The sequence below is a fragment of the Actinocatenispora thailandica genome (genome assembly GCF_016865425.1).
GTDB lineage: Bacteria > Actinomycetota > Actinomycetes > Mycobacteriales > Micromonosporaceae > Actinocatenispora > Actinocatenispora thailandica.
In genome coordinates this window covers 5,724,279-5,748,048 of the sequence record NZ_AP023355.1, presented here as the reverse complement: position 1 = coordinate 5,748,048, position 23,770 = coordinate 5,724,279, and the positions used below count along the sequence as shown (strand labels likewise).

Sequence of the window (23,770 nt, the reverse complement as noted above, 5' to 3'; positions counted from 1 at the left end):
GCAGCGAGTATCGGCCGACCACGCGGGTTTGGCATCGATCGGGCCACGAGCGCGGCGAGGGACTTGACAGGTCTTCACCCGGGCGGTGGAATGTGGGGACTTTTGAAGGGTCGCGTTTGATTCCTCGTTCTTTCCTGTAGGGGGTTTCCCATGGCGCAGTCATCGACCGGAAGCGGTCCTGGTGCCGCGGGTCCTGCCGTCTCTCGACGCGGCCTGCTGCGTGCGGCCGGCATCGGCGCGGGCGCGCTGGCGGTGCCCGCCCTGGCCGCGGCGTGCAGCGGCGACAGCGGTTCCGGCGGGACCACGAAGGGTGGCGGCAGCAGCTCGAAGATCACCTTCGGCTCCAACTACTCCGACCCCGCGCCGAAGCAGGCGTTCGCGTCGCTGATCTCGGCGGCCAAGGCCAAGACCGGGGTCACCACCAAGATCAACACCACGGACCACAACACGTTCCAGAACAACATCACGTCCTACCTGCAGGGCACGCCCGACGACCTGGCCACCTGGTTCGCCGGCTACCGCATGCAGTACTTCGCGAACCAGGGGCTGCTCGACCCGCTGGACGACGTGTGGGACAAGATCGGCGGCAACTTCCCCGACGTGGCCAAGAACCTGTCGAAGGGCGTGGACGGGCACTACTACCTGGTGCCGATCTACAACTACCCGTGGGTGGTGCACTACAACAAGAGCACCTTCGCCGACAAGGGCTACGACGTCCCGAAGGACTGGGACTCCTTCATCGCGCTGTGCAAGCAGATGAAGAAGGACAAGATCATCCCGCTCGCCTTCGCGGACAAGGACCTGTGGCCGGCCCTGGGCATGTTCGACATCCTGAACATGCGGATCAACGGGTACGACTACCACATGAAGCTCATGCAGAACAAGGCCGCGTACACCGACTCCGAAGTCACCAAGGTCTTCGACCAGTGGCGTGAGCTGATGCCGTACCTGCAGTCCGGCGCGAACGGCCGGATCTGGCAGGACGCGGCGAAGACGCTGGAGGCCAAGAAGGCCGGCATGATGTTCCAGGGCACCAACCAGGTCGCGGCGCAGTACGTGACCGACAAGAAGGACATCAAGGACCTGGACTTCTTCGCCTACCCGGCGATCAACCCGTCGTACGGCCAGGACTACATGGACGCCCCGGCGGACGGCTTCATCATGCCGAAGAAGGCGAAGAACACCGCCGGCGCGAAGAAGGTGCTGGAGTACATCGGCACCAAGCAAGCCGAGATCGCGTACCTCAAGTACGACCAGTGGGACGTCGGTCTGGCCACCGACCTGGTCGCGCCGACCTACAACGACATCCAGAAGAAGTCGGCGACGATGATCGCGCAGCAGAAGGCGGTCGCGCAGTTCGGCGACCGGGACACCGACCCGGCCATGGCCACCGCGCTGGAGCAGGCGATCCAGAAGTTCATCGGTGACCCGACCGCCGGCACGATCTCGACGATCCAGCAGAGCCTGGCCAAGCAGGCCAAGTCGATCTTCCACAGCTGAGTTCGCCGCCGCCGGTACGTCGTGGACGACGTACCGGCGGCCTGCACGCCGGCCGGGTGCGCCGGTGGCAGACGCAGATTGGAGTCCGAACGGATGGCTTCGACGGTGAACGACGCGTCGCCGGCGGTGACGCAGGCGCCGAAGCGCCGTCGCCGCCGGCTCGGCCGGTTGACCAAGAAGGAGATCCTGGTCGTCCTCGGCATGCTCGCGGTGCCGATCGTGGTCGACCTCGCGTTCGTCTGGGGCCCGGCGATCGCCTCGGTGGTGCTGTCGTTCTTCCGGTGGTCCGGCGTCGGCGGGCTGCACCCGCGGGCGTGCCGGCCGTCCGGCGGCCTGATCCAGGACAACGGCTGCTTCACCGGCGTCGACAACTACCACCGGGCCGCGACGAACTACCCGCCGTTCTGGCCGGCGGTCGAGCACAACGTGCTGTGGCTGCTGGTGTTCATCGTGATCGCCACCCCGCTCGGGATGCTGTTCGCGGTGGTCATCGACCGCGGCATCAAGGGCAGCCGGATCTACCAGAGCGTGCTGTTCCTGCCGGTGATGCTCTCGCTCGCGCTGATCGGGATCATCTGGGAGTTCGTCTACTCGCCGAACTACGGCCTGATCAACACGATCATCGGGCACAACCAGAACGACAACCTGATCGACTGGCTCGGCAACCCGCACCTCAACCTGTGGGCGGTGCTGGTGGCCGCCACCTGGCGACAGGCCGGGTACGTGATGGTGCTCTACCTGGCCGGGTTGAAGGCCGCCGACCCGGCGTTGCGCGAAGCCGCGCAGGTCGACGGGGCGAACGCGTGGCAGACGTTCTGGCGGGTCATCTTCCCGACGCTGCGGCCGATCAACATCGTCATCATCGTGGTCACGGTGATCGAGTCGCTGCGCGCGTTCGACCTGGTGTACATCGTCAACAAGGGCTCGAACGGCCTGGAACTGCTGTCGGTGCTGGTCACCAACAACATCGTCGGCGAGACGTCGCAGGTCGGCTTCGGCTCCGCGCTCGGAGTCGTGTTGCTGGTGATCTCGCTGATCCCGATCTCGATCTTCCTGTACCAGAACTTCAAGCGGAAGGAAGGCCGATGAGCGCGGCCACTGCCGACGTGGGCCCGGTGTCGCGGCAGAAGGCCGGGAAGCGGTTCCCGATCGGCCGGATCCTGTCGTACGTGCTGATGATCGGTGCGACGGTGCTGTGGCTGGTGCCGATCCTGTTCGCGCTGTACGTCTCGCTCCGGCCCTACGCGGAGACCTCGAAGCTGGGGTACGTCTCGCTGCCGCACAAGCTGACGTTCTCGAACTACGTGAACGCCTGGCAGCAGTCGGACATGTTCCACTTCTTCCTCAACTCGGTGCTGATCACGCTGCCGGCGGTGCTCATCACGCTGTTCCTGGCGTCGCTGGTGGCGTTCGTGCTGACCCGGGTCAACATCAAGATCAACGTCGCATTGCTGATCCTGTTCACCGCCGGCAACCTGCTGCCGCAGCAGGTCATCATCACCCCGCTGTACCGGCTCTACCTGATGATTCCGCTGCCGCACTTCCTGGCCGAGAGCGGCCTGATGTACAACTCGATCGCCGGGCTGGTCGCCATCAACGTGGCGTTCCAGCTGGGGTTCTGCGTGTTCGTGCTGAGCAACTTCATGCGCACCATCCCGGACGAGATGTACGAGGCGTCCGTGGTGGACGGCGCCTCGCTGTGGACCCGGTACTGGAAGTTGACGCTGCCGCTGGTGCGGCCGGCACTGGCCGCGCTGGCGACGCTGCTGACCACCTGGATCTACAACGACTTCTTCTGGGCGATCACGCTGATCGAGACGGGCAGCCGGCGGCCGGTGACCTCGGCGCTGGCGAACCTGCAGGGCCAGTTCGTCTCGAACCAGAACCTGATCGCGGCGGCCGCGATGATCGTCGCGATCCCGACCCTGGTCGTCTACATGCTGCTGCAGCGCCAGTTCATCTCCGGCCTCACCCTCGGCTCCACCAAGGGCTGACCCGACCCCCTGTCGATCATGGCGTTATCTCCGTCGGTAAGCGCTTACCGGCCAGATAACGCCATGATCGACTTTTCCGGCGGGTGCGGGACGGGTGGTGGCGGGCTGTCGGGCTGCTGACACAATTGCGGCATGCCCGATGCCCGACCGCGCGTGTTCTCCGGTATCCAGCCCACCGCCGACTCGTTCCACCTCGGCAACTACCTCGGCGCGCTGCGCAGCTGGGTGCGGATGCAGGACACCCACGACTGCCTGTACTGCGTGGTCGACCTGCACGCGATCACCGCCGGGCACGAGCCCAAGGTGCTGCGCCAGCGCACCCGGGTGGCGGCCGCGCAGCTGCTCGCGATCGGCATCGACCCGGAGCGTTCCACCCTGTTCGTGCAGAGCCACGTGCCGGCGCACGCCGAGCTGGCCTGGGTGCTCGGCTGCATCACCGGGTTCGGCGAGGCCAGCCGGATGACCCAGTTCAAGGACAAGGCCGCCCGGCAGGGCGCGGAGCGGGCCAGCGTCGGCCTGTTCACCTACCCGGTGCTGATGGCCGCCGACATCCTGCTGTACCGGGCGGCCGCGGTGCCGGTGGGCGAGGACCAGCGGCAGCACCTGGAGCTGTCCCGCGATCTCGCGCAGCGGTTCAACCGGGACTTCGGGAAGACGTTCGTGGTGCCGGAGGCGTACATCCCGACCGACACCGCCAAGATCACCGACCTGCAGGACCCGACCAGCAAGATGTCCAAGTCGTCGTCCACCCCGAACGGGATCGTCGAGCTGCTGGACGAGCCGAACCGGTCGGCGAAGCGGATCCGCAGCGCGGTCACCGACACCGGCCGCGAGATCGTGTACGACCCGGAGCACAAGCCGGGCATCTCGAACCTGCTGTCGATCTACTCGGCGCTGGCCGGGGAGAGCGTCGCCGAACTGGAGCAGCGGTACGAGGGGCACGGTTACGGCGACCTGAAGAAGGACCTCGGTCAGGTGGTGGCCGATTTCACCGCCCCGATCCGGGAGCGCACCCAGGCCTACCTGGACGATCCCGCCGGGCTGGACAAGATCCTCGCGGTCGGCGCGGAGAAGGCCCGGGCGCTGGCCGACGCCACCCTGCGTCAGGTGTACGACCGGGTCGGGTTCCTGCCCGCGGCCAGGTAGTCGGGCGGGCGGCCGGCGCCGGTCCGGTCGGCGCGCACCCGAGGCCGGTCTGTACGACAGGCGTACCGGCCGGTTAGGGTCTGCCTCGCGGGACCTCGGAGGCAGGAGGTGCGTTCGCCGGCGCGGCGCCGTCGGGCGTGGTGTGACACGGTCTTTTGCTGGAGGCGCGATGCGGGTCATCGGGGTGGCGATCGACGTTCCCGAGCCCTGGGGCAGCTATCTGAACCGGTGCCGGGCGCAGGCCGGTGACCCCCAGGCCGAGTACGTGCCGACGCATCTGACCCTGCTGCCGCCGACCGAGATCGGTGACGACGCCGAGCCGGTGGTGGAGCGGCACCTCGCCCAGGTCGCCGCCCGGCACGCCGGCTTCAGCCTGTTGCTGCGTGGCACCGGTACGTTCCGGCCGATCACCGACGTGGTGTTCGTCGCGGTCGCGGCCGGCATCAGCGAGTGCGAGCGGCTCGCCGCCGACGTGCGGTCCGGCCCGCTGGAGCGGGAGATCAAGTACCCCTACCACCCGCACATCACGGTGGCCCAGGACGTGCCGCAGCCGGCGCTGGACCAGGTCTTCACCGACCTGGCCGGGTTCGAGGTGCGGTTCGACGTGGTCGGGTTCCGGCTGTTCGTGCACAACGGCGACAGCCGCTGGCGGCCCCGCCGTGACTTCGCGCTGACCGCCTGACTCCCGGCCGCCGGGTGGCGGAGCGTCAGCGCCGGTCGCGCAGCAGCGCCCGGACGCCGGCGAGGTAGTCCCGGCGGTCCGGCTCACCGATCAGCACTCGCTGCAGGATGTAGCCCGGGATCAGGCCGAACAGCGCGGCCCCGGCCTGCGCCGGGTCGGTTCCGGCGGGCAGCACGCCGGCCGTCGTGGCGCGCTCGGCGTAGCCGACGAACAGCGCGCGCAGCCGGGCGTAGGTCGCGGCGACGAACTCGGACATCGCCGCGTCGTGCATCGACTCGCCCCACACCTGGACCGCCAGGCGCAGCATGCCGTCCGGGCCGAGGTGCCGGTCGACCTCGGTGAGGACGGTGTCGAGCAGTTCCGACACCGGCGGCGGCGGGTCGGCGTCGAGGCTCGCACCGACGCCGGCGAGGACCTGGCCGATCGTCTCGCCGGCGATGGTGGTCATGATCTCGTCCTTGCTCCGGAAGTAGCCGTAGACCGCGCCGGCGGACAGCCCGGCCTCGGTCAGGATGTGCTGCATCGAGGTGCGGTGGAACCCGTTGCGGTCGAAGCAGCGGCGGGCGGCGTCCAGGATCTGACGCCGCCGGGCGGTGCGGTGTTCGGCGGAGACCCGGGGCATGCCCCGACAGTAAAACGAATGTTCGTTCTTGACAACCGGGAGCCGTCGGGCGCACCCTGAGCAAAGGAGAACGACCATTCGTTTTTTGGAGCGGTCATGGACATCCGCACCGTCGAATCCGGTACCGAGGCGCCGGGCGCCACCCGCCGGAGAGTCGCCGGCCCGCTGGTCGGCATCGTGCTGGCCGTCGTCGCCGTGCAGGCGGTCCTGCTCACCCTGTTCGCCTGGCCGGCGCTGCACAGTGCGCCACGCGACCTGCCGATCGTCGTCGCCGGCCCGGCCCCCGCCACGCACCAGCTCGCCGGCCAGCTCGCCGCGGCCAAGCCCGGCGCGTTCGACATCGACACCGTGCCGACCGCCGCAGCAGCCGACCGCGCGCTGCGGCACCGGGACGCCTACGGGGCCTTCCTGGTGAGCCGCGGCGGCGTCCAACTGCACGTCGCGTCCGCTGCGGCACCGCAGGTCGCGCTGCTGCTGCGGCAGGTCGCGCAGGCCGCGGGACAGCGCACCGGCGCGCACATCGCGGTCACCGACGTGGTACCGAGCGACCCGGACGACCCGAACGGCGTGCTGCTGTCGATCGGCATCCTGCCGCTGGTGATGACCAGCATGCTGGCCGGGATCCTGCTCGGGCTGGCGATCGCGTCCCGCTGGCTACGGTTGCTCGGGGTGCTGCTGTTCGCCGCGCTCGCCGGGCTGGCGTCGATGGCGATCGGGCAGTACGCGCTGGGTGCGGTGCCGGGCAGCTACCTGCTCAACGCGGCGGTCGTCGGGCTGCTGGCGCTCGCCGTGGCCGGCAGCATGCTCGGACTGGTCGCAGTGCTCGGCTCGCCCGGCGCCGGCGTCGGTGTCGCCGTGCTGTTCGTCCTGGGCATCCCGCTGGCCGGGCTGACCTCGGCGCCGGCACTGCTGCCGACCGGGTGGGGCACGTTCGGCCAGTTCCTGCCGCCCGGCGCCGGCGGCACCCTGCTTCGCTCGGTGGTCTACTTCGACTCGGCCGGCGCCGGCACGCCGCTCGCGGTGCTGGCCGGTTGGGCGGTGCTGGGCCTGGTCCTGGTGCTGGTCGGGCGGGCCAGGCCACGTCGCCGGCTGCCGGTGGCGGCCCCGGCCACCGGCTGATCGGTGGCCCGCGCGGGCCGACGAGGATCATCGCGGGGTGGACAGCGCGACGGCCCCGGGCGGGTCACCGCCTCGGGGCCGTCGGCCTGAGATGAAGCGACCCATGGGTGCTTCCTTCCGGGACGGAAGGCCCAGGTGGACAAAGCCTGGGACCCATGGGTCGGGTAGTTGCCTGGGATTCGCCGCCCACCGTCCGCCCGCAACCCGACCCCTATCGGGGTGCCGGGGGCGAAGCCCGCCGGCGCAGGGTCTGGGGGCTGCGCCCCCAGGAGGCAAAACGGAGAGATCCGGCTCGCGTTTTCCGCGAGCACACTCCGGCCAATCTCGCAGTCCGAACGGCGGCTAGCGGACAACCACCTCGCGAGTCCGTTTACCACACATGTATCGGACCACCTCCTTTCCCACGTGGCTCGAACAGTACGCCCGGCTGGGGCCGGTCGCCAAGGTCTTTTTCGCGCCGGCCCGGGGTGGCTTCGACGGTCGGTAGAAGACCGGCGATACTGGCCCGGTGAAGCTGTCCCGACTGACCTCCACCCTGCTCGTCGCCTTCGGCGTGTGGACCTGGATCATCTGGCCCCGGTTCGCGCTCGCCGTCTGGCAGGACGACCGGGCCTGGCAGCACGGCTCGCCGACCGCCTTCCTGTGGGTACACGTGCTGCTGATCGCGGCGTCCGTGCTGTTCGGAACGGCGATCGCGGTGCTCGGCGTGCGCGGCTGGCTGGCGATTCGTGCCGCCGCGCGGTCCGGCGCGGCGGAACGGGCCGGAAAGATACATACCCGTTGATCTGCCTGGGGCGAAGCTGACCTTCTGGGGTGCTGTCGTCCGGGCAGGTCACGGCTCGGTACCGGGGTGCCAGGCCGCGCCGGTACGACGGGAGTGCTACGACTACGCTGCCCACCGGTAAAGCCACCGCATCGGAGCGGTGGCTGGTGCGGAAGGAGACCGTCTTGCGCCGGGTGCGTGGGGTGCGGCTCGTCACGGTGCTCGCGGTCGGAGGGCTCTCGCTCGCCATGGCCGCCGGGTGTGGCAAGCCGCCGGAGAAGAGTGCCAGCAGTGGCGGCAGCGGGAGCGGCCAGTACAAGGCATGCATGGTCACCGACACCGGTGGCATCGACGACCACTCGTTCAACGCGTCGGCCTGGCAGGGCATGCAGGACGCGAAGAAGGACGACAGCAAGGTCGACATCCAGAACACCCAGTCCTCCAGCGAGCAGGACTACGAGCCGAACCTGACGAAGTTCGTCAACGCCAAGTGCGACCTGGTGATCGGCGTCGGCGGGCTGATGTCGGACGCGCTGACCAAGGTGGCGAAGGCGAACCCGAAGCAGAAGTTCGCCATCATCGACGCCCAGGTCGACCTGCCGAACGTCTACTCGATGCAGTTCAACACCGCGCAGCCGGCGTTCCAGGCGGGCTACCTCGCGGCGGGGATGACGAAGACCGGCAAGGTCGCCACCTACGGCGGGCTGAACATCCCGCCGGTGACGATCTACATGGACGGCTTCTGGGAGGGCGTCCAGTACTACAACAAGACCAAGCACAAGAACGTCAAGGTGCTCGGCTGGGACGAGAAGTCCAAGAAGGGCGTTTTCGCCCAGAGCTTCACCGACCAGAACAAGGGTCAGTCGCTGACCAAGACGTTCATCTCGCAGGGCGCCGACATCATCCTGCCGGTCGCCGGCGGTACCGCGCTGGGTACGGCGGCGACGACGGTCAAGAGCGGCGGCAAGCAGTCCACCATCTTCGTCGACTTCGACGGCTGCGTGAGCGCGAAGAACTACTGCTCGACGTTCATGACCTCGGTGACCAAGGGCATCGCCGCGGCGGTGCAGAAGGCGGTCGAGGGCGCCCAGAAGGGCAAGGCGCTGACCGGCAGCTACATCGGTGACCTGAGCAACCAGGGGGTCGGCCTGGCGCCGTACCACGACTGGGAGTCCAAGGTCCCGACCTCGCTGCAGAAGGAAGTCACCCAGGTCGGTTCGGACATCGAGTCCGGCAAGATCACCATCACTTCCGGGGCGCAGCCCAAGTAACCCGCGCCGTTCGGCGGCGGTACGGGATGCCCGTACCGCCGCCGAGGCGTCACGTGCAGAAGGGGCGGGACGCTGAAACTCGAACTGCGGGGCATCACCAAGCGGTTCGGTGACCTGGTCGCGAACGACCGCATCGACCTCACGGTGGAGCCGGGAGAGATTCACGCGCTGCTCGGCGAGAACGGCGCCGGCAAGTCGACCCTGATGAACGTCCTGTACGGGCTGCTCGACCCGGACGAGGGCGAGATCGTGGTGGACGACGTACCGCGCCGGTTCGGCTCACCGCGGGACGCGATCGCGGCCGGCATCGGCATGGTGCACCAGCACTTCATGCTCGTTCCGGTGTTCACCGTGGCCGAGAACGTCATGCTCGGCGCCGAGCGCACCAGCGCGTTCGGCTGGCTGGACCGTCGCCGGGCCCGGCGCGACGTGGCGGCCGTGTCCGAGGAGTACCGGCTGCGGGTCGACCCGGACGAGCTGGTGGCGAACCTGCCGGTCGGCATCCAGCAGCGCGTCGAGATCATCAAGGCCCTGGTCCGCGAGGCGGACCTGCTCATCCTGGACGAGCCCACCGCGGTACTGACCCCGCAGGAGATCGACGACCTGCTCACCGTGATGCGGTCGCTGAAGGCGGCCGGCAAGTCGATCGTGTTCATCACGCACAAGCTGAAGGAAGTCAAGGCCATCGCGGACCGCATCACGGTGGTCCGCCGCGGCCGGGTCGTCGGCGCCGCCGAGCCGTCCGCGTCGGAGGACGAGCTGGCCGCGCTGATGGTCGGCCGCAACGTCAAGCTCACCGTGGACAAGGAGCCGGCGACGCCCGGCGAGGCCGTCCTCGCGGTCGAGTCCCTGTCGATGGTCGACGACCGCGGGCACCGGGCCGTCGACGGCATCGACCTGACCGTGCGCCGGGGCGAGATCCTCGGCGTGGCCGGGGTCGAGGGCAACGGCCAGACCGAGCTGGTCGAGGCGATCATGGGGCTGCGCCCGGCGATCGGCGGCGCGGTGCAGCTCGACGGCCGGCCGGTGCTGTCGTCCGCGCAGCACGTGGCCACCAGCACCGCGGCGGTGCTGGCCGGTGGGGTCGGGTACGTGCCGGCCGACCGCGGCCACGACGGGCTCGTCGCCGACTTCACGGTGGCCGAGAACCTGGTTCTGGACCGGTACCGGACGGCACCGTTCGGCCGTGGCCTGTCGCTGAAACCGGCCGCGATCCGGTCCTCGGCGCGCGAGCTGATCGACGAGTTCGACATCCGCACCTCCTCGGAGGCGACACCGGCGGGCACCCTGTCCGGCGGCAACCAGCAGAAGGTCGTGGTGGCCCGGGAGATGTCGCGGCCCCTCGACCTGCTGGTCGCGGCCCAACCGACCCGCGGGGTGGACGTCGGTTCGACCGAGTTCATCCACGCCCGCATCGTCGCCGAGCGCGACAACGGCGCCGGCGTGCTGCTGGTCTCCAGCGAACTGGACGAGATCCTCGCCCTCGCCGACCGGATCGCCGTGATGTACCGGGGGAAGGTGCTGGCGGTGGTGGATCCGGCCACGCCGCGGGAGCGGATCGGGCTGCTGATGGCGGGCGTGACCGAGGAGACGCCCGGCGACGGGTCGGCCGCGGAGGACGGCGATGAGTAGCGACGACGAGAAGCCGGCGGCGGACACCCCGGGCGCGGCGAAGAAGAACCCGCCCGCCCCGGCGGGTGAGGCCCGCGCGGAACGGAAGAGCGGCGACCCGCGGCGCAGCCGCACCGCGATCGTCATCGACGCGTTGACGACCGCGAACTCGGCGACCGTCACGGTGCTCGCGATCGTGCTGGCACTGGTGGTCGGCGCGCTGGTGATCGCGCTGTCCGACCAGCAGGTGCTGGACTCCATGCAGTACTTCTTCGCCCGGCCCGGCGACACCTTCTCGGCGGCCTGGCACGCGATCTCCACCGCGTACGCGGCGTTGTTCACCGGGTCGATCGTCGACCCCGAGACGCTGAACTACGCCTGGTGGGGGATGGCCAGCTGGACCCAGGTCCTCACGCCGATCTCGGAGACGCTGACCTTCGCGGCACCGCTGATCGGTACCGGTCTCGCGGTCGGCCTGGCGTTCCGCGCCGGCATGTTCAACATCGGCGCGCAGGGCCAGGCGATGATGGGCGCGATCGGCGCCGGCCTGGTCGGCTTCCTGCTGCCCTGGCCGCCGGTGATCGGGGTGATCGCGGCGGTGCTCGGCGGGCTGCTCGGCGGCAGCATCTGGGGCATGATCGCCGGCTGGCTGAAGGCCAAGTTCGGCGCGCACGAGGTGATCACCACGATCATGCTCAACTACATCGCCGCGCCGAGCTTCGTGACCTGGCTGGTCACCCAGCACGGGATCCAGCAGCCGGGCCGCAACGACCCGATCAGCAAGCCGGTGGTGGCCAACGCGCAGCTGCCGCACCTGTTCGGCAGCGGGTTGCGGGCGAACCTGGCGATCGTGCTGGTGGTGGCCGCCGCCATCGGGGTGTCCTGGCTGCTGCGGCGCTCGACGCTCGGCTTCGAGTTCCGCGCGGTCGGCTCGAACCCGAACGCCTCCCGTACCGCGGGGATCAACATCAACCGGACCTACCTGCTGGTGATGATCTTCGCCGGTGCGCTGGCGGGTCTCGGCGGTGCGGCCATCGTGCTGGGCAACACGCCGAACTCGATCACCCCGTCGGTGGTCGGCAACATCGGCTTCGACGGGATCACCGTGGCGCTGCTGGGCCGCGGCAAACCGGTCGGCACCGTACTGGCCGGGCTGCTGTTCGGTGCGCTGCAGGCGGGCGCCTCGCAGATGCAGGTGACCTCGCAGATCCCGATCGAGGTGTCCACGATCATCCAGTCGCTGATCGTCATCTTCGTCGCGGCGCCGGCGCTGGTGAAGGCGGTCTTCCGGTTGCGGGCGCAGCGGGTCGGCACGATCGGGCAGAACCTGGCGAAGGGGTGGAACGGCTGATGGTCGGCCCAGGACAGGCGGTGCTCTCGGACACCGTCGCGGAGTCCGTCGCGGTGCACGGGTTCTGGACCCGGTCCCGCAAGGCGGGGCTGGTCTATCTGGTTGCCGGGGTGTTCGCCGCGGTGGTGTTCGGCCTCGCCACCAAGGCGCACGAGACCGCGCGGTTCACCCTGTCGGTCAAGTCCAACGGCGCCGGGATCGACCTGCCGGCGCGGCCGTTCGCGATCGCCTTCGGCGTGGTCTGCGCGCTGGTCGGCGCCGCGATGCTCGGCGGGTACCTGAAGCGCCGGTTCGGCGCCTGCACCGCGGTGGCGCTGGTGGCGTTCGTGCTGTCGTTCCTGTGCTGGCAGATCGCCGGCAACTTCCTGCCGCTGGTGGGGTTGGCGCAGCAGACGCTGTTCCTCGCGGTGCCGCTGATCCTCGGGTCGCTGGCCGGTGTGCTGGGTGAACGGTCCGGCGTGATCAACGTGGCCATCGAGGGCCAGCTGCTGACCGGTGCGTTCTGTGGCGCGCTGTTCGGCTCGATCTTCGCGAGCGCCTGGGCGGGGCTGATCGCGGCGGCGATCGGTGGTGCGCTGATCGGCGCGATCCTCGCCGTGCTGGCGATCCGCTACCTGGTCGACCAGGTCGTGCTGGGCGTGGTGCTCAACGTGTTCGCGATGGGTGTCACCGGCTACCTGTACGACCGGTTCATGCAGCCGAACACCGAGGCGTACAACAACCCGCCGACGTTCGGCCCGATCCACATCCCGCTGCTGGCCGACATCCCGGTGCTCGGCCCGGTGCTGTTCCAGAACACGATCATCACCTACCTGGCGATCGTGTTGGTCGTGGTCGTCACGTTGGCGCTGAACAAGACCCGGTGGGGGCTGCGGACCCGGGCGGTCGGCGAGCACCCGACGGCGGCCGACACGCTGGGCATCCGGGTCCGGCTGGTCCGGTACCGCAACGTGCTGATCGGTGGGCTGATCGCCGGGATCGGCGGCGCGGCGCTGACCGTCGGTTCGGTGGGCCAGTTCGGCAAGGACATGTCCAACGGGCGCGGGTTCATCGCGCTGGCCGCGTTGATCTTCGGCCGGTGGAGCCCGACCGGCGCGCTGTACGGCGCGCTGCTGTTCGGGTTCGCCGACGCGCTGCAGAGCAACCTGTCGTCGCTGAACAGCGTGATCCCGTCGCAGTTCCTGACCATGCTGCCGTACATCGCGACGATCCTCGCGGTGGCGGGGTTGGTCGGCAAGGTGCGGGCGCCGGCCGCCGACGGCAAGCCGTACGTGAAGAGCTGACGTGGACGAGCACCACGAGCCGGCGGTGGACTGGGCCGCGCTGCGGGCCGCGGCGCGCGAGGTGATGCGGCACGCGTACGTGCCGTACTCGAAGTATCCGGTCGGCGCTGCCGGGCTGACCGCGGACGGCCGCATGGTGACCGGCTGCAACGTGGAGAACGCCGCGTACGGCGTGGTGCTGTGCGCGGAGTGCGGCGTGGTGTCGGCGCTGCACGCCACCGGCGGCGGCCGGCTGGTGGCTGTGTCCTGTGTGGACAGTCGAGGGATCGCGCTGATGCCGTGCGGCCGGTGCCGGCAGTTGCTCTGGGAGCAGGGTGGGCCGGCGTGCCTGGTCGACGCCGATCCGGCGCCGATCCCGATGGCGGAGCTGCTGCCGCACGCGTTCGACGTCACCGACCTGTCCGCCGGTACGTCGGACTGATCCCGCCGTCCCGCGCCGTCCGCGGGGCGACGGTACGACCTGCATCCGTGCACGAGGGGGAGCGATGGGTTATGCCGCGGTTGACGTTATTCGGGCGAAGCGGGACGGGCAGGTGCTGTCCGATGCGGCGATCGACTGGGTGATCGGGGCGTACACCGCGGGCGAGGTCGCCGAGGAGCAGATGTCGGCGCTGGCCATGGCGATCCTGTTGAACGGGATGACCGGCGCCGAGATCGCCCGGTGGACCGCCGCGATGATCGCCTCCGGTGACCGGCTCGACCTGTCCGGGGCGCGGCGCCCGACGGTCGACAAGCACTCCACCGGCGGGGTCGGGGACAAGATCACCCTGCCGCTGGCGCCGCTGGTGGCGAGCTTCGGCGTGGCGGTACCGCAGCTGTCCGGCCGCGGCCTCGGCCACACCGGCGGCACGCTGGACAAGCTGGAGGCGATCCCGGGGTTCCGGGTCAGGCTGTCGAGCGAGGAGTTCGTCGGCCAGCTGCGCGAGGTGGGCGCCGCGGTGTGCGCCGCGTCCGACGCGCTCGCCCCGGCCGACCGCAAGCTGTACGCGCTGCGCGACGTCACCGGCACCGTCGAGTCGATCCCGCTGATCGCCAGCTCGATCATGAGCAAGAAGATCGCCGAGGGCACCGGCGCGCTGGTGCTGGACGTCAAGGTCGGCTCCGGTGCGTTCATGAAGGACGTCGCGTCGGCGCGCGAGCTGGCCCGCACCATGGTGGAGCTGGGTGGCGCGCACGGGGTGCGTACCGTCGCGCTGCTCACCGACATGGCCACCCCGCTCGGCCTGGCCGTGGGCAACGGCATCGAGGTCGCCGAGTCGGTGCAGGTGCTGGCCGGTGGTGGCCCGGCCGACGTGGTGCAGCTGACGCTGGCGCTGGCCCGGGAGATGCTCGCCGCGGCGGGCCGGCCGGACGTCGATCCGGAGGCGGCGCTGGCGAACGGTACGGCGATGGACTCGTGGCGCGCGATGGTGCGCGCGCAGGGCGGCGACCCGGACGCGCCGTTGCCGACCGCCGCGGAGACCGAGCTGGTGCGCGCCGACCGGGACGGGGTGGTGTCCGCCATCGACGCGTACCGGGTGGGTGTCGCGGCGTGGCGGGCGGGTGCCGGCCGGGCTCGCAAGGAGGATCCGGTGTCGGCGGCGGCCGGGGTGCTGCTGCACCGCAAGCCGGGTGAGTGGGTGGCGCGCGGTGACGTCCTGGCGGAGCTGCGGGCCGACGACCCGGACCGGATCGCGCCGGCGCTGGACGAGCTGCGGGCCGCGGTCACGGTCGCGGACGAGGCGCCGGCACGTCGCCCGCTGGTACTGGACCGGGTCAGCTAAAGGTTGACGTCAACTCGGCGTTGACGATCCACCATGCGTCAACTTATGGTTGACGCATGGCAGAAGAGATCGTGTCCCTGGGGGCACTCATCGACCAGGTCAACTCCACCACCGAGGACCCCGTCGAGCGGCTCGCCAGCGCGGCCCGCCGCGCCGGCGACCTCAGCGCGCTCGGCGACCAGCTCATCGGCCACTTCGTCGACACCGCCCGGGTGTCCGGTGTCTCCTGGGCGCAGATCGGGCAGGCGCTCGGCGGGGTGAGCAAGCAGGCGGCGCAGAAGCGCTTCTCGCCCGACTTCTCGCGCTTCACCGCCCGCGCCCGGCACGTGATGGTCGGCAGCGAGGCGATCGCCGTCGAGCACCGGCACAGCTACATGGGCACCGAGCACATCCTGATCGCACTGTGCGGCGACCCGGACAGCCTGGCGGCCAAGGCGCTCGACGCGCTCGGCGGCCCGCTCGCCGAGATCCGGGACGCGGCCACCGCGGCACTCGGCCCGGCCAGCCCGGTCCAGGGCAAGCCGCGTTTCACCGCGAAGGCCAACGCGGCGCTGTCCGCCGCGCTGAGCGAGGCGCTCAACCTGAACCACAACTACATCGGCACCGAGCACCTGCTGCTCGGGCTGCTGGCCGGTGACCAGTCCGACCAGGACGGGTCGGTCGCGGCGCGGCTGCTGGCCGAGCGGGACATCACCTACCCGGCGGTGCGGGACAACATCGTCGAGCAGCTCTCCGGCTACCTGCGCGCGCAGGGCAAGTGACGGTCTCGCGGGCGGCGGGCACGCCTCGCCGCCGGTGGCCGTTAGTCTCGGCGGATGCCTGAACTGATCGACACCCCGACCCAGATCCCGGTGCCCGGCGGCAAGGTGATCAAGGAGTACGTGGGCCGCGTCAACAGCGGCACCGAGGCGGTCTCGGTGGCCCACATGATCGCCCCGGCCGGCTGGGACGAGCCGCCGCAGACCCCGGACTTCGACGAGTACACGGTCGTGCTGCGGGGCCTGCTGCGGGTGGAGCACGACGGCGGCGCGATCGAGGTGGCGGCCGGCCAGGCGGTGATCGCCCGCGCCGGCGAGACCATCCGGTACACCACGCCGGAGGGCGCCGAGTACCTCGCGGTCTGCCTGCCGGCCTTCGCTCCCGATCTCGCCCACCGCGCCTGACCCCGCCCGCCCGGGGCCGGGACGGCCAACCCGGGTTCGCCCGGATCCGGACGAACCCGGGTCGAGGTCAACCGATTAGGGCACCGCGCTGCCCACCCGCGTCATCAAACGCTACGTGCCGCGTTGATCACCCAGAGGCTGATTTCGGGTCTCTCCGGCCCGGCACGACGCGCAGGAGGTGAGGGGGCGTGGACGGCTCGATCCTGGAACGGATGGCGCTCGCCCCGGACCCGACCGAGGTACGGCGGGGCACGCTCGACGAGCTGAGCCGGCTCGGCGTCCGGCTGCCACCGCCGCAGTACCCGCTGATCTGGGATCCGGGCGACCGGGTGGCGATCCGGCCGCGGCGCGAGCTGGCCTGCCGCGCCGCGATCCTCACCGTCCTGCTGGCGGTGCACGACCGGCTGCCCCGGCGCAGCGCGATGCGCTGGCTGCGGGACGCCCAGCTGCTGGACCGGGTCACCCGGCGGGAATGGCGGTTCATCGCCGGCCGGCTCGGCGACCCGGCGCTGGTCGACCTGCAGCGCGACGCGCTGCACGGGCTGGTCTGGGTACTCGGCCTGGCCGACGACCTGGATCCGCTGCTGCCCCGGTCGGACCGGCTGGACGTGCTGCTGCCCGACCCGTGGGCCGACCCGGCTGCGTTCCCCGCCTGGTTGACCCGGCTGCCCCCGCCCCGGCGCGACCCGGCCGAGGCCGCCGCGCTGCTCGACCTGTACTGCTGCCTGGACTGGGCGTACCAGGAGGGCGAGCGGCACGGCGATCCGACGCCGGGTCCGGTGCCGCCGGTCGCGATCGGTGCCCGCCGCTGGGCGCTGGAGTGGGCGGTCGTGCTGCGCGGCCCGTACCACGACGACCCGCCGAACTGGGACGACGTCGACCTCTCGGTCTGAGCCCGGCGCGGGCGGCCGGCGGTCGAACGAGTGACGTCCGGCCGCCACCCGGTAGCCGAAATGTCGCGGCCCGCACCGAGCGACTAGGGTCGGTACATGGCACGACCTGTACCCACCATCGACGAGATCCGGCAGGCACCCAAGGTCCTGCTGCACGACCATCTGGACGGCGGGCTGCGGCCCGCGACCATCATCGAGCTGGCCCGCGAGATCGGCTACGCGGACAGCCTGCCCTCGACCGACCCGGACGAGCTGGGCCGCTGGTTCGTCGAGGCGGCGAACTCCGGCTCGCTGGAGCGCTACCTGGAGACCTTCGACCACACCGTCGCGGTGATGCAGACCGTGGCGGGTCTGCAGCGCGTCGCCGCGGAGTGCGCCGAGGACCTGGCCGCCGACGGCGTGGTCTACGCCGAGGTCAGGTTCGCGCCGGAGCAGCACACCGCCCGCGGGCTGAGCCTGTCCGAGGTGGTGGCCGTGGTGCTGTCCGGCTTCGCGATCGGCAGTCACCGTGCCGCCGAGGCCGGGCACCAGATCCGGGTCGGCACCCTGCTCACCGCGATGCGACACCAGGCCCGGTCGATGGAGATCGCCGAGCTGGCGGTCGAGTTCCGGGACGAGGGTGTCGTCGGCTTCGACATCGCCGGTGCCGAAGCCGGATACCCGCCCACCCGGCACCTGGACGCGTTCGAGTACCTGCAGCGGGAGAACTTCCACTTCACCATCCACGCCGGCGAGGCGTTCGGGCTGCCGAGCATCTGGCAGGCGATCCAGTGGTGCGGCGCGGACCGGCTCGGGCACGGCGTGCGCATCGTCGACGACATCGCCCGCACCCCGAACGGGCACCGGATCGGCCGCCTCGGCCAGTACGTGCGAGACAAGCGGATTCCGCTGGAGCTGTGCCCGTCGTCGAACGTGCAGACCGGCGCCGCCGCGTCGATCGCCGAGCACCCCATCGGGCTGCTGCACGACCTGCGGTTCCGGGTCACCGTCAACACCGACAACCGGCTGATGTCCGGTACCAGCATGTCCCGCGAGATGGCGCTGCTCGCGGCGGCGTTCGGGTACGGCTGGAACGACCTGCAGTGGTTCACCGTGAACGCGATGAAGAGCGCGTTCATCGGCTTCGACGAGCGACTGGCGCTGATCAACGACGTGATCAAGCCGGCGTACGCGAAGCTGATCGGCTGAGGCGATGCGGCTGCTGCGCGCGCTCGGCTGGGTCCTGGTCGTCCTGCTCACGGTGATCATCGTGGTCCGCTGGGCCGGCTGGGACCGCATCACGCCGCTGGTGCAGGCGATGGTCTTCGTGCCGTACCTGACCGGGCTCAGCCTGCTCGGCATGCTGATCCTGTTCGCCGGTGGCCGCCGGAAGCTCGGCATCTTCATGGTCCTGGTGACCATCGCGTACGCGGGTGCGCTGCTGCCCCGGTGGGCGGTCGGCCCGGTGCCCAAGCCGAACGGCTACCAGCTGACGGTGATGACGGTGAACCTGCACGCCGGCGGCGCGGACGCGGCCGGGCTGGTTCGCCGGATCGCGTCGGTCAAGCCCGACCTGCTCGCGGTGCAGGAGCTGACGCCGGCCGCGGTGAGCGCGCTGCGCCGGGCCGGGATCGGCAAGTACCTGCCGAGCCAGGTGCTCAAGCCGGCGGACAAGACCACCGGCACCGGGTTGTACTCGTCCGGCCACCTCACCGCGGGGAGCCTGTCCGGAACCACCTCGACGCTGGCCCGGGCCAGCCTGCCGGTCGGGAACACCACGCTGGACGTCGTCTCGGTGCACACCCGTACCCCGATGCTGGGTTCGACGGTGGGCGACTGGACCCGCGACCTGTCGGCGCTGCCGCGCACCACCGAGCCGGGCAGCCAGCTGCTGCTCGGCGACTTCAACGCCACCCAGGACAACCAGGCGTTCCGGCAGCTGGAGGACAACGGCTACGACGACGCGGCGATCGGTGTCGGCGCCGGCCTGAAACCCACGTACGCCGGGTGGCCGGTGCCGCCGACGCCGGTCGACCACGTGCTGCTCGACCACCGGGTCAAGCCGAGTGCCATCCACACCTACCAGCTGCGCGGCACCAGCCACCGCATCCTGGTCGCCGACCTCGCGGTCAGCTGAGCGCGGTCTCGCTCGGGCGGCGGCCCGGCCGCGCGCCGGCTGACCGGCGCCAACGGAACGGTGCGGCGGCCGGGATCGCGGGCAGGTCAGGCCGGTGTGGTCGGACCGTTCGGCTCGGTGCTGCTGTGCGGCGGGCCGCTCGGCTGCTCGCTCGGCGGCGCGGTCGGGTCCTGCGGCGCGACCGGCCGGGACGGCGGCTCGTCGGCCGGTGGCCGGGGCGGCTCGTCGTCCAGCCCGATGCGGATGTTCGGGTCGGCCGGGATGGCGGCCGGCGGCGGGTCGTCCAGCCCGATCCGGATGTTCGGGTCGTGCGCGACCTCGGCCGGTGCCGCATCGAGCGCGTCGCGCACCACGTGCAGCGCGCTCTCCGGCAGTTCGGACTGCATGATCGTGGCGCCCGGGAACCGCTCCAGCTCGGCCTGCAGCGCCGCCGTCGACACGTTGCTGACCAGCAGTGCGAGCGCCGTGGTGCCGGGGCGGACGGTCTCGCGCAGCTGCTTGACCTCGTGGTCCTTGATGCCGGTGTCGATCAGCTTGCCGAGCAGCGCGCCACCGCCGCCGGCGGCGGCGCCACCGACCAGCGCCCCGATCGGGCCGCCGAGCAGGGTCCCGATCAGCACCCCCCACATCGCGCCGCCGAGGGCACCGCGGCCGGGGTGAGGTCGGTCGTCTCCCGCACCATCGACCGGCCGTCGGCGCCCCGGCTGACGAACACGGCGTCGTGCAGCGTCAGCTGTCCCTCCTTCACCAACCGCGTCGCGGCCAGCAGGAACTCCTGGGCGCGCAGCGCGTCGTCGAAGTCGATGACGACCAGCTTGCGGGCATTCTGTTCGGCCACTGATCCCTCCCGGCATCTGGCTCCTGCGCCAAGCCTAACGGGTTCGGGCGCCGTGTCACGGGAGTCGGCGGTGTGGTCGTTCTTCACGCCCGACCACCGGATCCGGTTGCGGGCAGTGGCGCGGCCCTCATTGTCCGTGCCTGGGCGTCTTCGCTGGTCGCAGGCGTGTTGAACTGACTGCAGCCACCTTGGGGAGGTGGCGGGAGTTCTGAGGTGGGGGAAATGCGTACCGCTGTGTTCACCGTGCTGTTTGCCGTCCTGTCGATCGTCGTGCTGGTGCAGGCGATCCGCGCCATCCGCCGCGACGGTTCCTGAGCCGCCCGTACCGGCGCCCGGGCCCGCCTCGGCCGGCACGGGCGCTGTCACCTCGACCGCCGCGCCCGCTGGGCCGATCCCGCCGGTGCCGCCGCGCCCGCTGGGCCGATCCCGCCGGTGCGGACTAGGGTCGGTGCCGACATCGGCGTACCGAGCTGGTGCGCCGGTCCTGGAACCGACGGTCGGGGAGGCAGCAGGTGACCGAGCAGGTCGTACGGGCGGCGGAGGAACTGCGCGGGTACGACCCGCGGACCGGCGCAGAGGTGGGCTCGCCGGTGGCGGTGGCCGACCCGGCGCAGGTCGATGCGGTCGCCCGGGCCGCGGCCGGGGCGGCCGGCCCGCTGGCCGCGCTGAGCCTGCCGGAACGGGCCGGGCTGCTGCGCGCGGTCGCGTCCGCGCTGCGCGACCACGACGCCGAGCTGATCGCGTTGGCCGACGCGGAGACCGCGCTCGGTTCGCCGCGGCTGCCCGGCGAGCTGGCCCGGACCGCGGCGCAGTTGGAGCTGTTCGCCGACGCGGTCGAGGAGGGCTCCTTCTGCGAGGCGACCGTCGACCTGCCGGACCCGAACGCGACGCCGCCGCGGCCCGACCTGCGCCGGTTGCTGCTGCCGCTGGGGCCGGTCGCCGTGTTCGCGGCGAGCAACTTCCCGTTCGCCTTCTCGGTGGCCGGGGGCGACACCGCGTCCGCGCTCGCGGCCGGTTGCCCGGTGGTGGTGAAGGCGCATCCGAGCCACCCGGCCACCTCGGTACGCACCGGGGAGGTCGTCGCAGCGGCGCTCGCCGCGGCCGGTGCACCGGCCGGGACGTTCGCCGTCGTGCACGGCGAGCAGGCCGGCCGGGACCTGGTCACGCACCCGGCGATCACCGCGGTCGGGTTCACCGGCTCGCTCGGCGGTGGTCGGGCGCTGTTCGACCTGGCGTCGTCGCGGCCGGACCCGATCCCGTTCTACGGTGAGCTGGGTTCGCTGAACCCGGCGGTGGCCACGCCGGCCGCGGTCGCGGTGCGCGGCGCCGAGATCGCCAAGGGATTCGTCGGGTCGTACACGATGGGCAGTGGCCAGTTCTGCACCAAGCCGGGGCTGCTGTTCCTGCCGACCGGGCACGCGCTGACCGAGGTGCTGGTGCGGGCGAGCCGGGCCGCCACCGTCGCGCCGCTGCTCAACGCCCGGATCCGCGCCGGGTACCAGGCCGGGGTGCGCGAGCTCGCCGCGGTGCCCGGCGTCCGCGCCCTGCTGGCTCCATCCACTGTGGATGGTCCGGGCTTCGGGGCGAACCCGGCACTGCTCGCCGTCGACGTGCCGACGCTGGTCGAGCACGCCGACGAGCTGCTGCGGGAGTGCTTCGGCCCGGTCTCGCTGATCGTCGAGTACGCGGACGCCGACGAGCTGCTGCGCGCGGTCGAGCTGCTGCCCGGCAGCCTGACCGGCACCGTGCAGGGTGAGGAGACCGAGCCGGAGCTGCCGGCGGCGCTGCTGGAGGCGTTCTCCGAGCGGGCCGGCCGGGTGCTGTGGAACGGCTGGCCGACCGGTGTCGCGGTGTCCTGGGCGCAGCAGCACGGCGGGCCCTGGCCGGCGACGACCGCGCCGCTGTTCACCTCGGTCGGCGTCACCGCGATCCGCCGGTTCCTGCGCCCGGTGGCGTACCAGGACGTGCCGGACGCGCTGCTGCCCGCCGCGCTGCGGGACGCGAACCCGCTCGGCCTGCCGCGCCGTCTCAACGGCGTACTCACCGACGCCCCCGCCACTCGCGGCTGAGCCCCTGTCGATCATGGGGTTGTCCGGCTGGAGAGCGGTTGCCGGACAAGATAACCCCGTGATCAACGCCGTCGGCGGCGGGTTGGGCGGGGGTGGTTGGCGTCGTATTGCCTTCGGTCGATCGGGCTGGCAAGCTCGCGAGCGCAAGATCAGTGGTGCGTGGCCGGCCGGGGGAGCGCCCGGCCGGGACGGCCGAGGCCGGCAAGGGAGCAGTGGTGGCAACCGACGAGCAGGTCGTCTACGACCCGCAGACCTACCAGACCGGCATGCCGTACGAGCAGCTGACCCGGCTGCGGGAGGCGGCGCCGGTGTCCTGGGTGCCGGAGCGGTCGGTCGACGGTGCCGAGCACGGCCCCGGGTACTGGGCGGTCTGGCGGCACGCCGAGGTCAAGCAGGTGTTGAAGCGGCCGCAGCTGTTCTCGTCCGAGCTGGGCGCCACCCAGATCCGTGACCCCGCGACGCCGGAGGACCTGGCGTACGTGCAGAAGTCGATGCTGAACATGGATCCGCCCGAGCACTCCCGGCTGCGCCGGATCGTGAACCGCTCGTTCACCCCGCGGGCGGTCGAGCGGCTGCGGGAACGCATCGTGGAACGTGCCCGGCTGATCGTGGACGAGATGATCGACGGCAGCACCGACCACACCGCCGACTTCGCCAAGGTCGCCGCCGACCTGCCGGTGTGGACGCTGGCCGACGTGCTCGGCGTGCCGCAGACCGACCGGTACCTGATGTTCGACTGGGCCAGCCGGGTGATCGGCTTCCAGGACCCGGAGTACGCGGCGATCTCGCTCACCGACGCCACCGGCACCACGCCGATGGCGAAGGCGGCGCTCGCGGTGCGGCCGAGCCCCGGCCCGGACGGCACCATGCCCGACCCGCGGACCCGCGGCGGCATCCCCGACCTGTACGCGTACGCGCACGAGCTGGCGGCCGAGAAGCGCCGCGCGCCGGGCGAGGACATCATGTCCCTGATGCTGTCCCAGGTGGACGGCGACGGGCTGTCCACCGACGAGTTCGAGAACATGTTCTGGCTGTTCGCGGTGGCCGGCAACGAGACGCTGCGGAACGGCATCCCGGGCGGCATGTACGCGCTGCTGCACCACCCGGAGCAGTGGCGGCGGCTGGCCGCGGACCGGTCGCTGCTGCCCGGCGCGGCCGACGAGATGCTGCGCTGGTGGACCCCGGTGATCCACTTCCGCCGGACCGCCACCGAGGACACCGAGCTGGCCGGGCAGCGCATCGCCGCCGGCGACAAGGTGGTCGTCTACTTCGCCTCGGCCAACCGCGACCCGCGGGCGTTCGACGACCCGGACACGTTCGACGTGACCCGCTCCGCGGCCGATCACCTGTCGTTCGGCCACGGCCCGCACTACTGCCTCGGCTCGATGCTGGGCAAGGCGCAGCTGGTGGCGATGTTCGACGCGCTGCTGGACCGGCTGGCCGAGGTGCGCGCGGCGGGTGAACCGCAGCGGCTGCGGTCCAACTTCCAGCACGGCATCAAGCACCTGCCGATCGGCTGGACCCTCCGCTAGAAGCCCTGTCCAGGCCGTTCAACCGGCCTGGACCCCAGGAAGCAGCAGCGGGCC

22 protein-coding genes and 1 pseudogene are annotated in these 23,770 nt (G+C 71.1%); 20 read left to right on the top strand and 3 right to left on the bottom strand.

The features are described 5' to 3' along the window. Positions 1 to 150: 150 nt before the first annotated feature. The 5 genes from Athai_RS25630 (at position 151) to Athai_RS25610 (ending at position 5,322) form a co-directional block, all read left to right on the top strand. Entirely contained in the window at positions 151 to 1,500 is a 1,350-nt protein-coding gene (locus tag Athai_RS25630; protein WP_203963864.1) for an ABC transporter substrate-binding protein, read from the top strand. Between the two features lie 93 nt (positions 1,501 to 1,593). Continuing rightward, positions 1,594 to 2,589: a carbohydrate ABC transporter permease gene (locus Athai_RS25625; protein ID WP_203963863.1), complete on the top strand. Its 996-nt coding sequence runs from the start codon at positions 1,594 to 1,596 to the stop codon at positions 2,587 to 2,589. Then, positions 2,586 to 3,494 (top strand): carbohydrate ABC transporter permease, encoded by a 909-nt coding sequence (locus tag Athai_RS25620; protein ID WP_203963862.1) that lies wholly within the window; start codon positions 2,586 to 2,588, stop codon positions 3,492 to 3,494. The genes Athai_RS25625 and Athai_RS25620 overlap by 4 nt, the downstream gene beginning before the upstream one ends. Before the next feature lie 132 nt (positions 3,495 to 3,626). Beyond that, entirely contained in the window at positions 3,627 to 4,640 is a 1,014-nt protein-coding gene (trpS, locus tag Athai_RS25615; RefSeq protein WP_203963861.1) for a tryptophan--tRNA ligase, read from the top strand. Positions 4,641 to 4,809: 169 nt separating this feature from the next. Next, complete coding sequence (locus Athai_RS25610; protein WP_203963860.1) at positions 4,810 to 5,322, top strand: 2'-5' RNA ligase family protein; 513 nt, start codon at positions 4,810 to 4,812, stop codon at positions 5,320 to 5,322. Between the two features lie 25 nt (positions 5,323 to 5,347). On the opposite strand, the gene Athai_RS25605 is transcribed toward Athai_RS25610, so the two are convergent. After that, on the bottom strand, positions 5,348 to 5,944 hold the full coding sequence (locus tag Athai_RS25605; protein ID WP_203963859.1) for a TetR/AcrR family transcriptional regulator: 597 nt from the start codon (positions 5,942 to 5,944) through the stop codon (positions 5,348 to 5,350). Positions 5,945 to 6,040: 96 nt separating this feature from the next. On the opposite strand from Athai_RS25605, the gene Athai_RS25600 reads away from it, so the two are divergent. From Athai_RS25600 to Athai_RS25540, 13 genes and pseudogenes are all read left to right on the top strand, one after another. Continuing rightward, positions 6,041 to 7,063, top strand: coding sequence for a hypothetical protein (locus Athai_RS25600; RefSeq protein WP_203963858.1), 1,023 nt, complete (start codon positions 6,041 to 6,043; stop codon positions 7,061 to 7,063). 508 nt (positions 7,064 to 7,571) lie between these two features. Further along, on the top strand, positions 7,572 to 7,847 hold the full coding sequence (locus Athai_RS25595) for an SCO4848 family membrane protein (protein ID WP_203963857.1): 276 nt from the start codon (positions 7,572 to 7,574) through the stop codon (positions 7,845 to 7,847). 182 nt (positions 7,848 to 8,029) lie between these two features. Continuing rightward, positions 8,030 to 9,097, top strand: a complete 1,068-nt coding sequence (locus Athai_RS25590; RefSeq protein WP_203966175.1) for a BMP family lipoprotein — start codon at positions 8,030 to 8,032, stop codon at positions 9,095 to 9,097. Between the two features lie 72 nt (positions 9,098 to 9,169). Beyond that, positions 9,170 to 10,729 (top strand): ABC transporter ATP-binding protein, encoded by a 1,560-nt coding sequence (locus Athai_RS25585; RefSeq protein ID WP_203966174.1) that lies wholly within the window; start codon positions 9,170 to 9,172, stop codon positions 10,727 to 10,729. Then, on the top strand, positions 10,722 to 12,059 hold the full coding sequence (locus Athai_RS25580; protein ID WP_203963856.1) for an ABC transporter permease: 1,338 nt from the start codon (positions 10,722 to 10,724) through the stop codon (positions 12,057 to 12,059). The genes Athai_RS25585 and Athai_RS25580 overlap by 8 nt, the downstream gene beginning before the upstream one ends. Then, on the top strand, positions 12,059 to 13,342 hold the full coding sequence (locus tag Athai_RS25575; RefSeq protein WP_203963855.1) for an ABC transporter permease: 1,284 nt from the start codon (positions 12,059 to 12,061) through the stop codon (positions 13,340 to 13,342). The genes Athai_RS25580 and Athai_RS25575 overlap by 1 nt, the downstream gene beginning before the upstream one ends. 25 nt (positions 13,343 to 13,367) lie before the next feature. Continuing rightward, positions 13,368 to 13,760: pseudogene (locus Athai_RS25570) on the top strand (cytidine deaminase); the annotation flags it as partial. A 67-nt stretch (positions 13,761 to 13,827) separates the two neighbouring features. Continuing rightward, entirely contained in the window at positions 13,828 to 15,105 is a 1,278-nt protein-coding gene (locus tag Athai_RS25565) for a thymidine phosphorylase (RefSeq protein WP_203963854.1), read from the top strand. 56 nt (positions 15,106 to 15,161) lie between these two features. Continuing rightward, entirely contained in the window at positions 15,162 to 15,866 is a 705-nt protein-coding gene (locus Athai_RS25560) for an ATP-dependent Clp protease ATP-binding subunit (RefSeq protein WP_203963853.1), read from the top strand. 54 nt (positions 15,867 to 15,920) lie between these two features. Beyond that, positions 15,921 to 16,268, top strand: a complete 348-nt coding sequence (locus Athai_RS25555; RefSeq protein ID WP_203963852.1) for a cupin domain-containing protein — start codon at positions 15,921 to 15,923, stop codon at positions 16,266 to 16,268. A 212-nt stretch (positions 16,269 to 16,480) separates the two neighbouring features. Further along, positions 16,481 to 17,161, top strand: a complete 681-nt coding sequence (locus tag Athai_RS25550; protein ID WP_203966170.1) for a DUF4272 domain-containing protein — start codon at positions 16,481 to 16,483, stop codon at positions 17,159 to 17,161. A gap of 96 nt (positions 17,162 to 17,257) precedes the next feature. After that, positions 17,258 to 18,349: an adenosine deaminase gene (locus Athai_RS25545; protein ID WP_203963851.1), complete on the top strand. Its 1,092-nt coding sequence runs from the start codon at positions 17,258 to 17,260 to the stop codon at positions 18,347 to 18,349. Positions 18,350 to 18,353: 4 nt separating this feature from the next. Beyond that, positions 18,354 to 19,277 (top strand): endonuclease/exonuclease/phosphatase family protein, encoded by a 924-nt coding sequence (locus tag Athai_RS25540; RefSeq protein WP_203963850.1) that lies wholly within the window; start codon positions 18,354 to 18,356, stop codon positions 19,275 to 19,277. Positions 19,278 to 19,363: 86 nt separating this feature from the next. Here the strand turns inward: Athai_RS25540 and Athai_RS25535 are convergent, their stop codons facing one another. Together Athai_RS25535 and Athai_RS25530 are read right to left on the bottom strand one after the other, a co-directional pair. After that, a complete protein-coding gene (locus Athai_RS25535; RefSeq protein ID WP_203963849.1) occupies positions 19,364 to 19,897 on the bottom strand; it encodes a DUF1269 domain-containing protein in 534 nt (177 codons plus the stop codon). Next, positions 19,891 to 20,115 carry a hypothetical protein gene (locus Athai_RS25530; RefSeq protein ID WP_203963848.1) on the bottom strand — a complete coding sequence of 75 codons (225 nt, stop codon included), beginning with the start codon at positions 20,113 to 20,115 and terminating at the stop codon, positions 19,891 to 19,893. Before Athai_RS25530 ends, Athai_RS25535 begins: the two co-directional genes overlap by 7 nt. 512 nt (positions 20,116 to 20,627) lie before the next feature. Here Athai_RS25530 and Athai_RS25525 point away from each other — a divergent pair. Together Athai_RS25525 and Athai_RS25520 are read left to right on the top strand one after the other, a co-directional pair. After that, a complete protein-coding gene (locus tag Athai_RS25525) occupies positions 20,628 to 22,184 on the top strand; it encodes an aldehyde dehydrogenase family protein (RefSeq protein ID WP_239157164.1) in 1,557 nt (518 codons plus the stop codon). A gap of 215 nt (positions 22,185 to 22,399) precedes the next feature. Beyond that, positions 22,400 to 23,716 (top strand): cytochrome P450, encoded by a 1,317-nt coding sequence (locus Athai_RS25520; RefSeq protein ID WP_239157163.1) that lies wholly within the window; start codon positions 22,400 to 22,402, stop codon positions 23,714 to 23,716. Positions 23,717 to 23,770 lie beyond the last annotated feature (54 nt).

What these genes read in the sequence shown, in the direction of transcription:
- Athai_RS25545 (WP_203963851.1), top strand. Translation starts at nt 17,258, where the DNA reads ATGGCACGACCTGTACCCACCATCGACGAGATCCGGCAGGCACCCAAG.
- Athai_RS25555 (WP_203963852.1), top strand. Translation starts at nt 15,921, where the DNA reads ATGCCTGAACTGATCGACACCCCGACCCAGATCCCGGTGCCCGGCGGC.
- Athai_RS25575 (WP_203963855.1), top strand. Translation starts at nt 12,059, where the DNA reads ATGGTCGGCCCAGGACAGGCGGTGCTCTCGGACACCGTCGCGGAGTCC.
- Athai_RS25605 (WP_203963859.1), bottom strand. Translation starts at nt 5,944, where the DNA reads ATGCCCCGGGTCTCCGCCGAACACCGCACCGCCCGGCGGCGTCAGATC.
- Athai_RS25540 (WP_203963850.1), top strand. Translation starts at nt 18,354, where the DNA reads ATGCGGCTGCTGCGCGCGCTCGGCTGGGTCCTGGTCGTCCTGCTCACG.
- Athai_RS25580 (WP_203963856.1), top strand. Translation starts at nt 10,722, where the DNA reads ATGAGTAGCGACGACGAGAAGCCGGCGGCGGACACCCCGGGCGCGGCG.
- Athai_RS25625 (WP_203963863.1), top strand. Translation starts at nt 1,594, where the DNA reads ATGGCTTCGACGGTGAACGACGCGTCGCCGGCGGTGACGCAGGCGCCG.
- Athai_RS25565 (WP_203963854.1), top strand. Translation starts at nt 13,828, where the DNA reads ATGGGTTATGCCGCGGTTGACGTTATTCGGGCGAAGCGGGACGGGCAG.
- Athai_RS25610 (WP_203963860.1), top strand. Translation starts at nt 4,810, where the DNA reads ATGCGGGTCATCGGGGTGGCGATCGACGTTCCCGAGCCCTGGGGCAGC.
- Athai_RS25600 (WP_203963858.1), top strand. Translation starts at nt 6,041, where the DNA reads ATGGACATCCGCACCGTCGAATCCGGTACCGAGGCGCCGGGCGCCACC.
- Athai_RS25560 (WP_203963853.1), top strand. Translation starts at nt 15,162, where the DNA reads ATGGCAGAAGAGATCGTGTCCCTGGGGGCACTCATCGACCAGGTCAAC.
- Athai_RS25550 (WP_203966170.1), top strand. Translation starts at nt 16,481, where the DNA reads ATGGCGCTCGCCCCGGACCCGACCGAGGTACGGCGGGGCACGCTCGAC.
- Athai_RS25630 (WP_203963864.1), top strand. Translation starts at nt 151, where the DNA reads ATGGCGCAGTCATCGACCGGAAGCGGTCCTGGTGCCGCGGGTCCTGCC.
- trpS (WP_203963861.1), top strand. Translation starts at nt 3,627, where the DNA reads ATGCCCGATGCCCGACCGCGCGTGTTCTCCGGTATCCAGCCCACCGCC.
- Athai_RS25620 (WP_203963862.1), top strand. Translation starts at nt 2,586, where the DNA reads ATGAGCGCGGCCACTGCCGACGTGGGCCCGGTGTCGCGGCAGAAGGCC.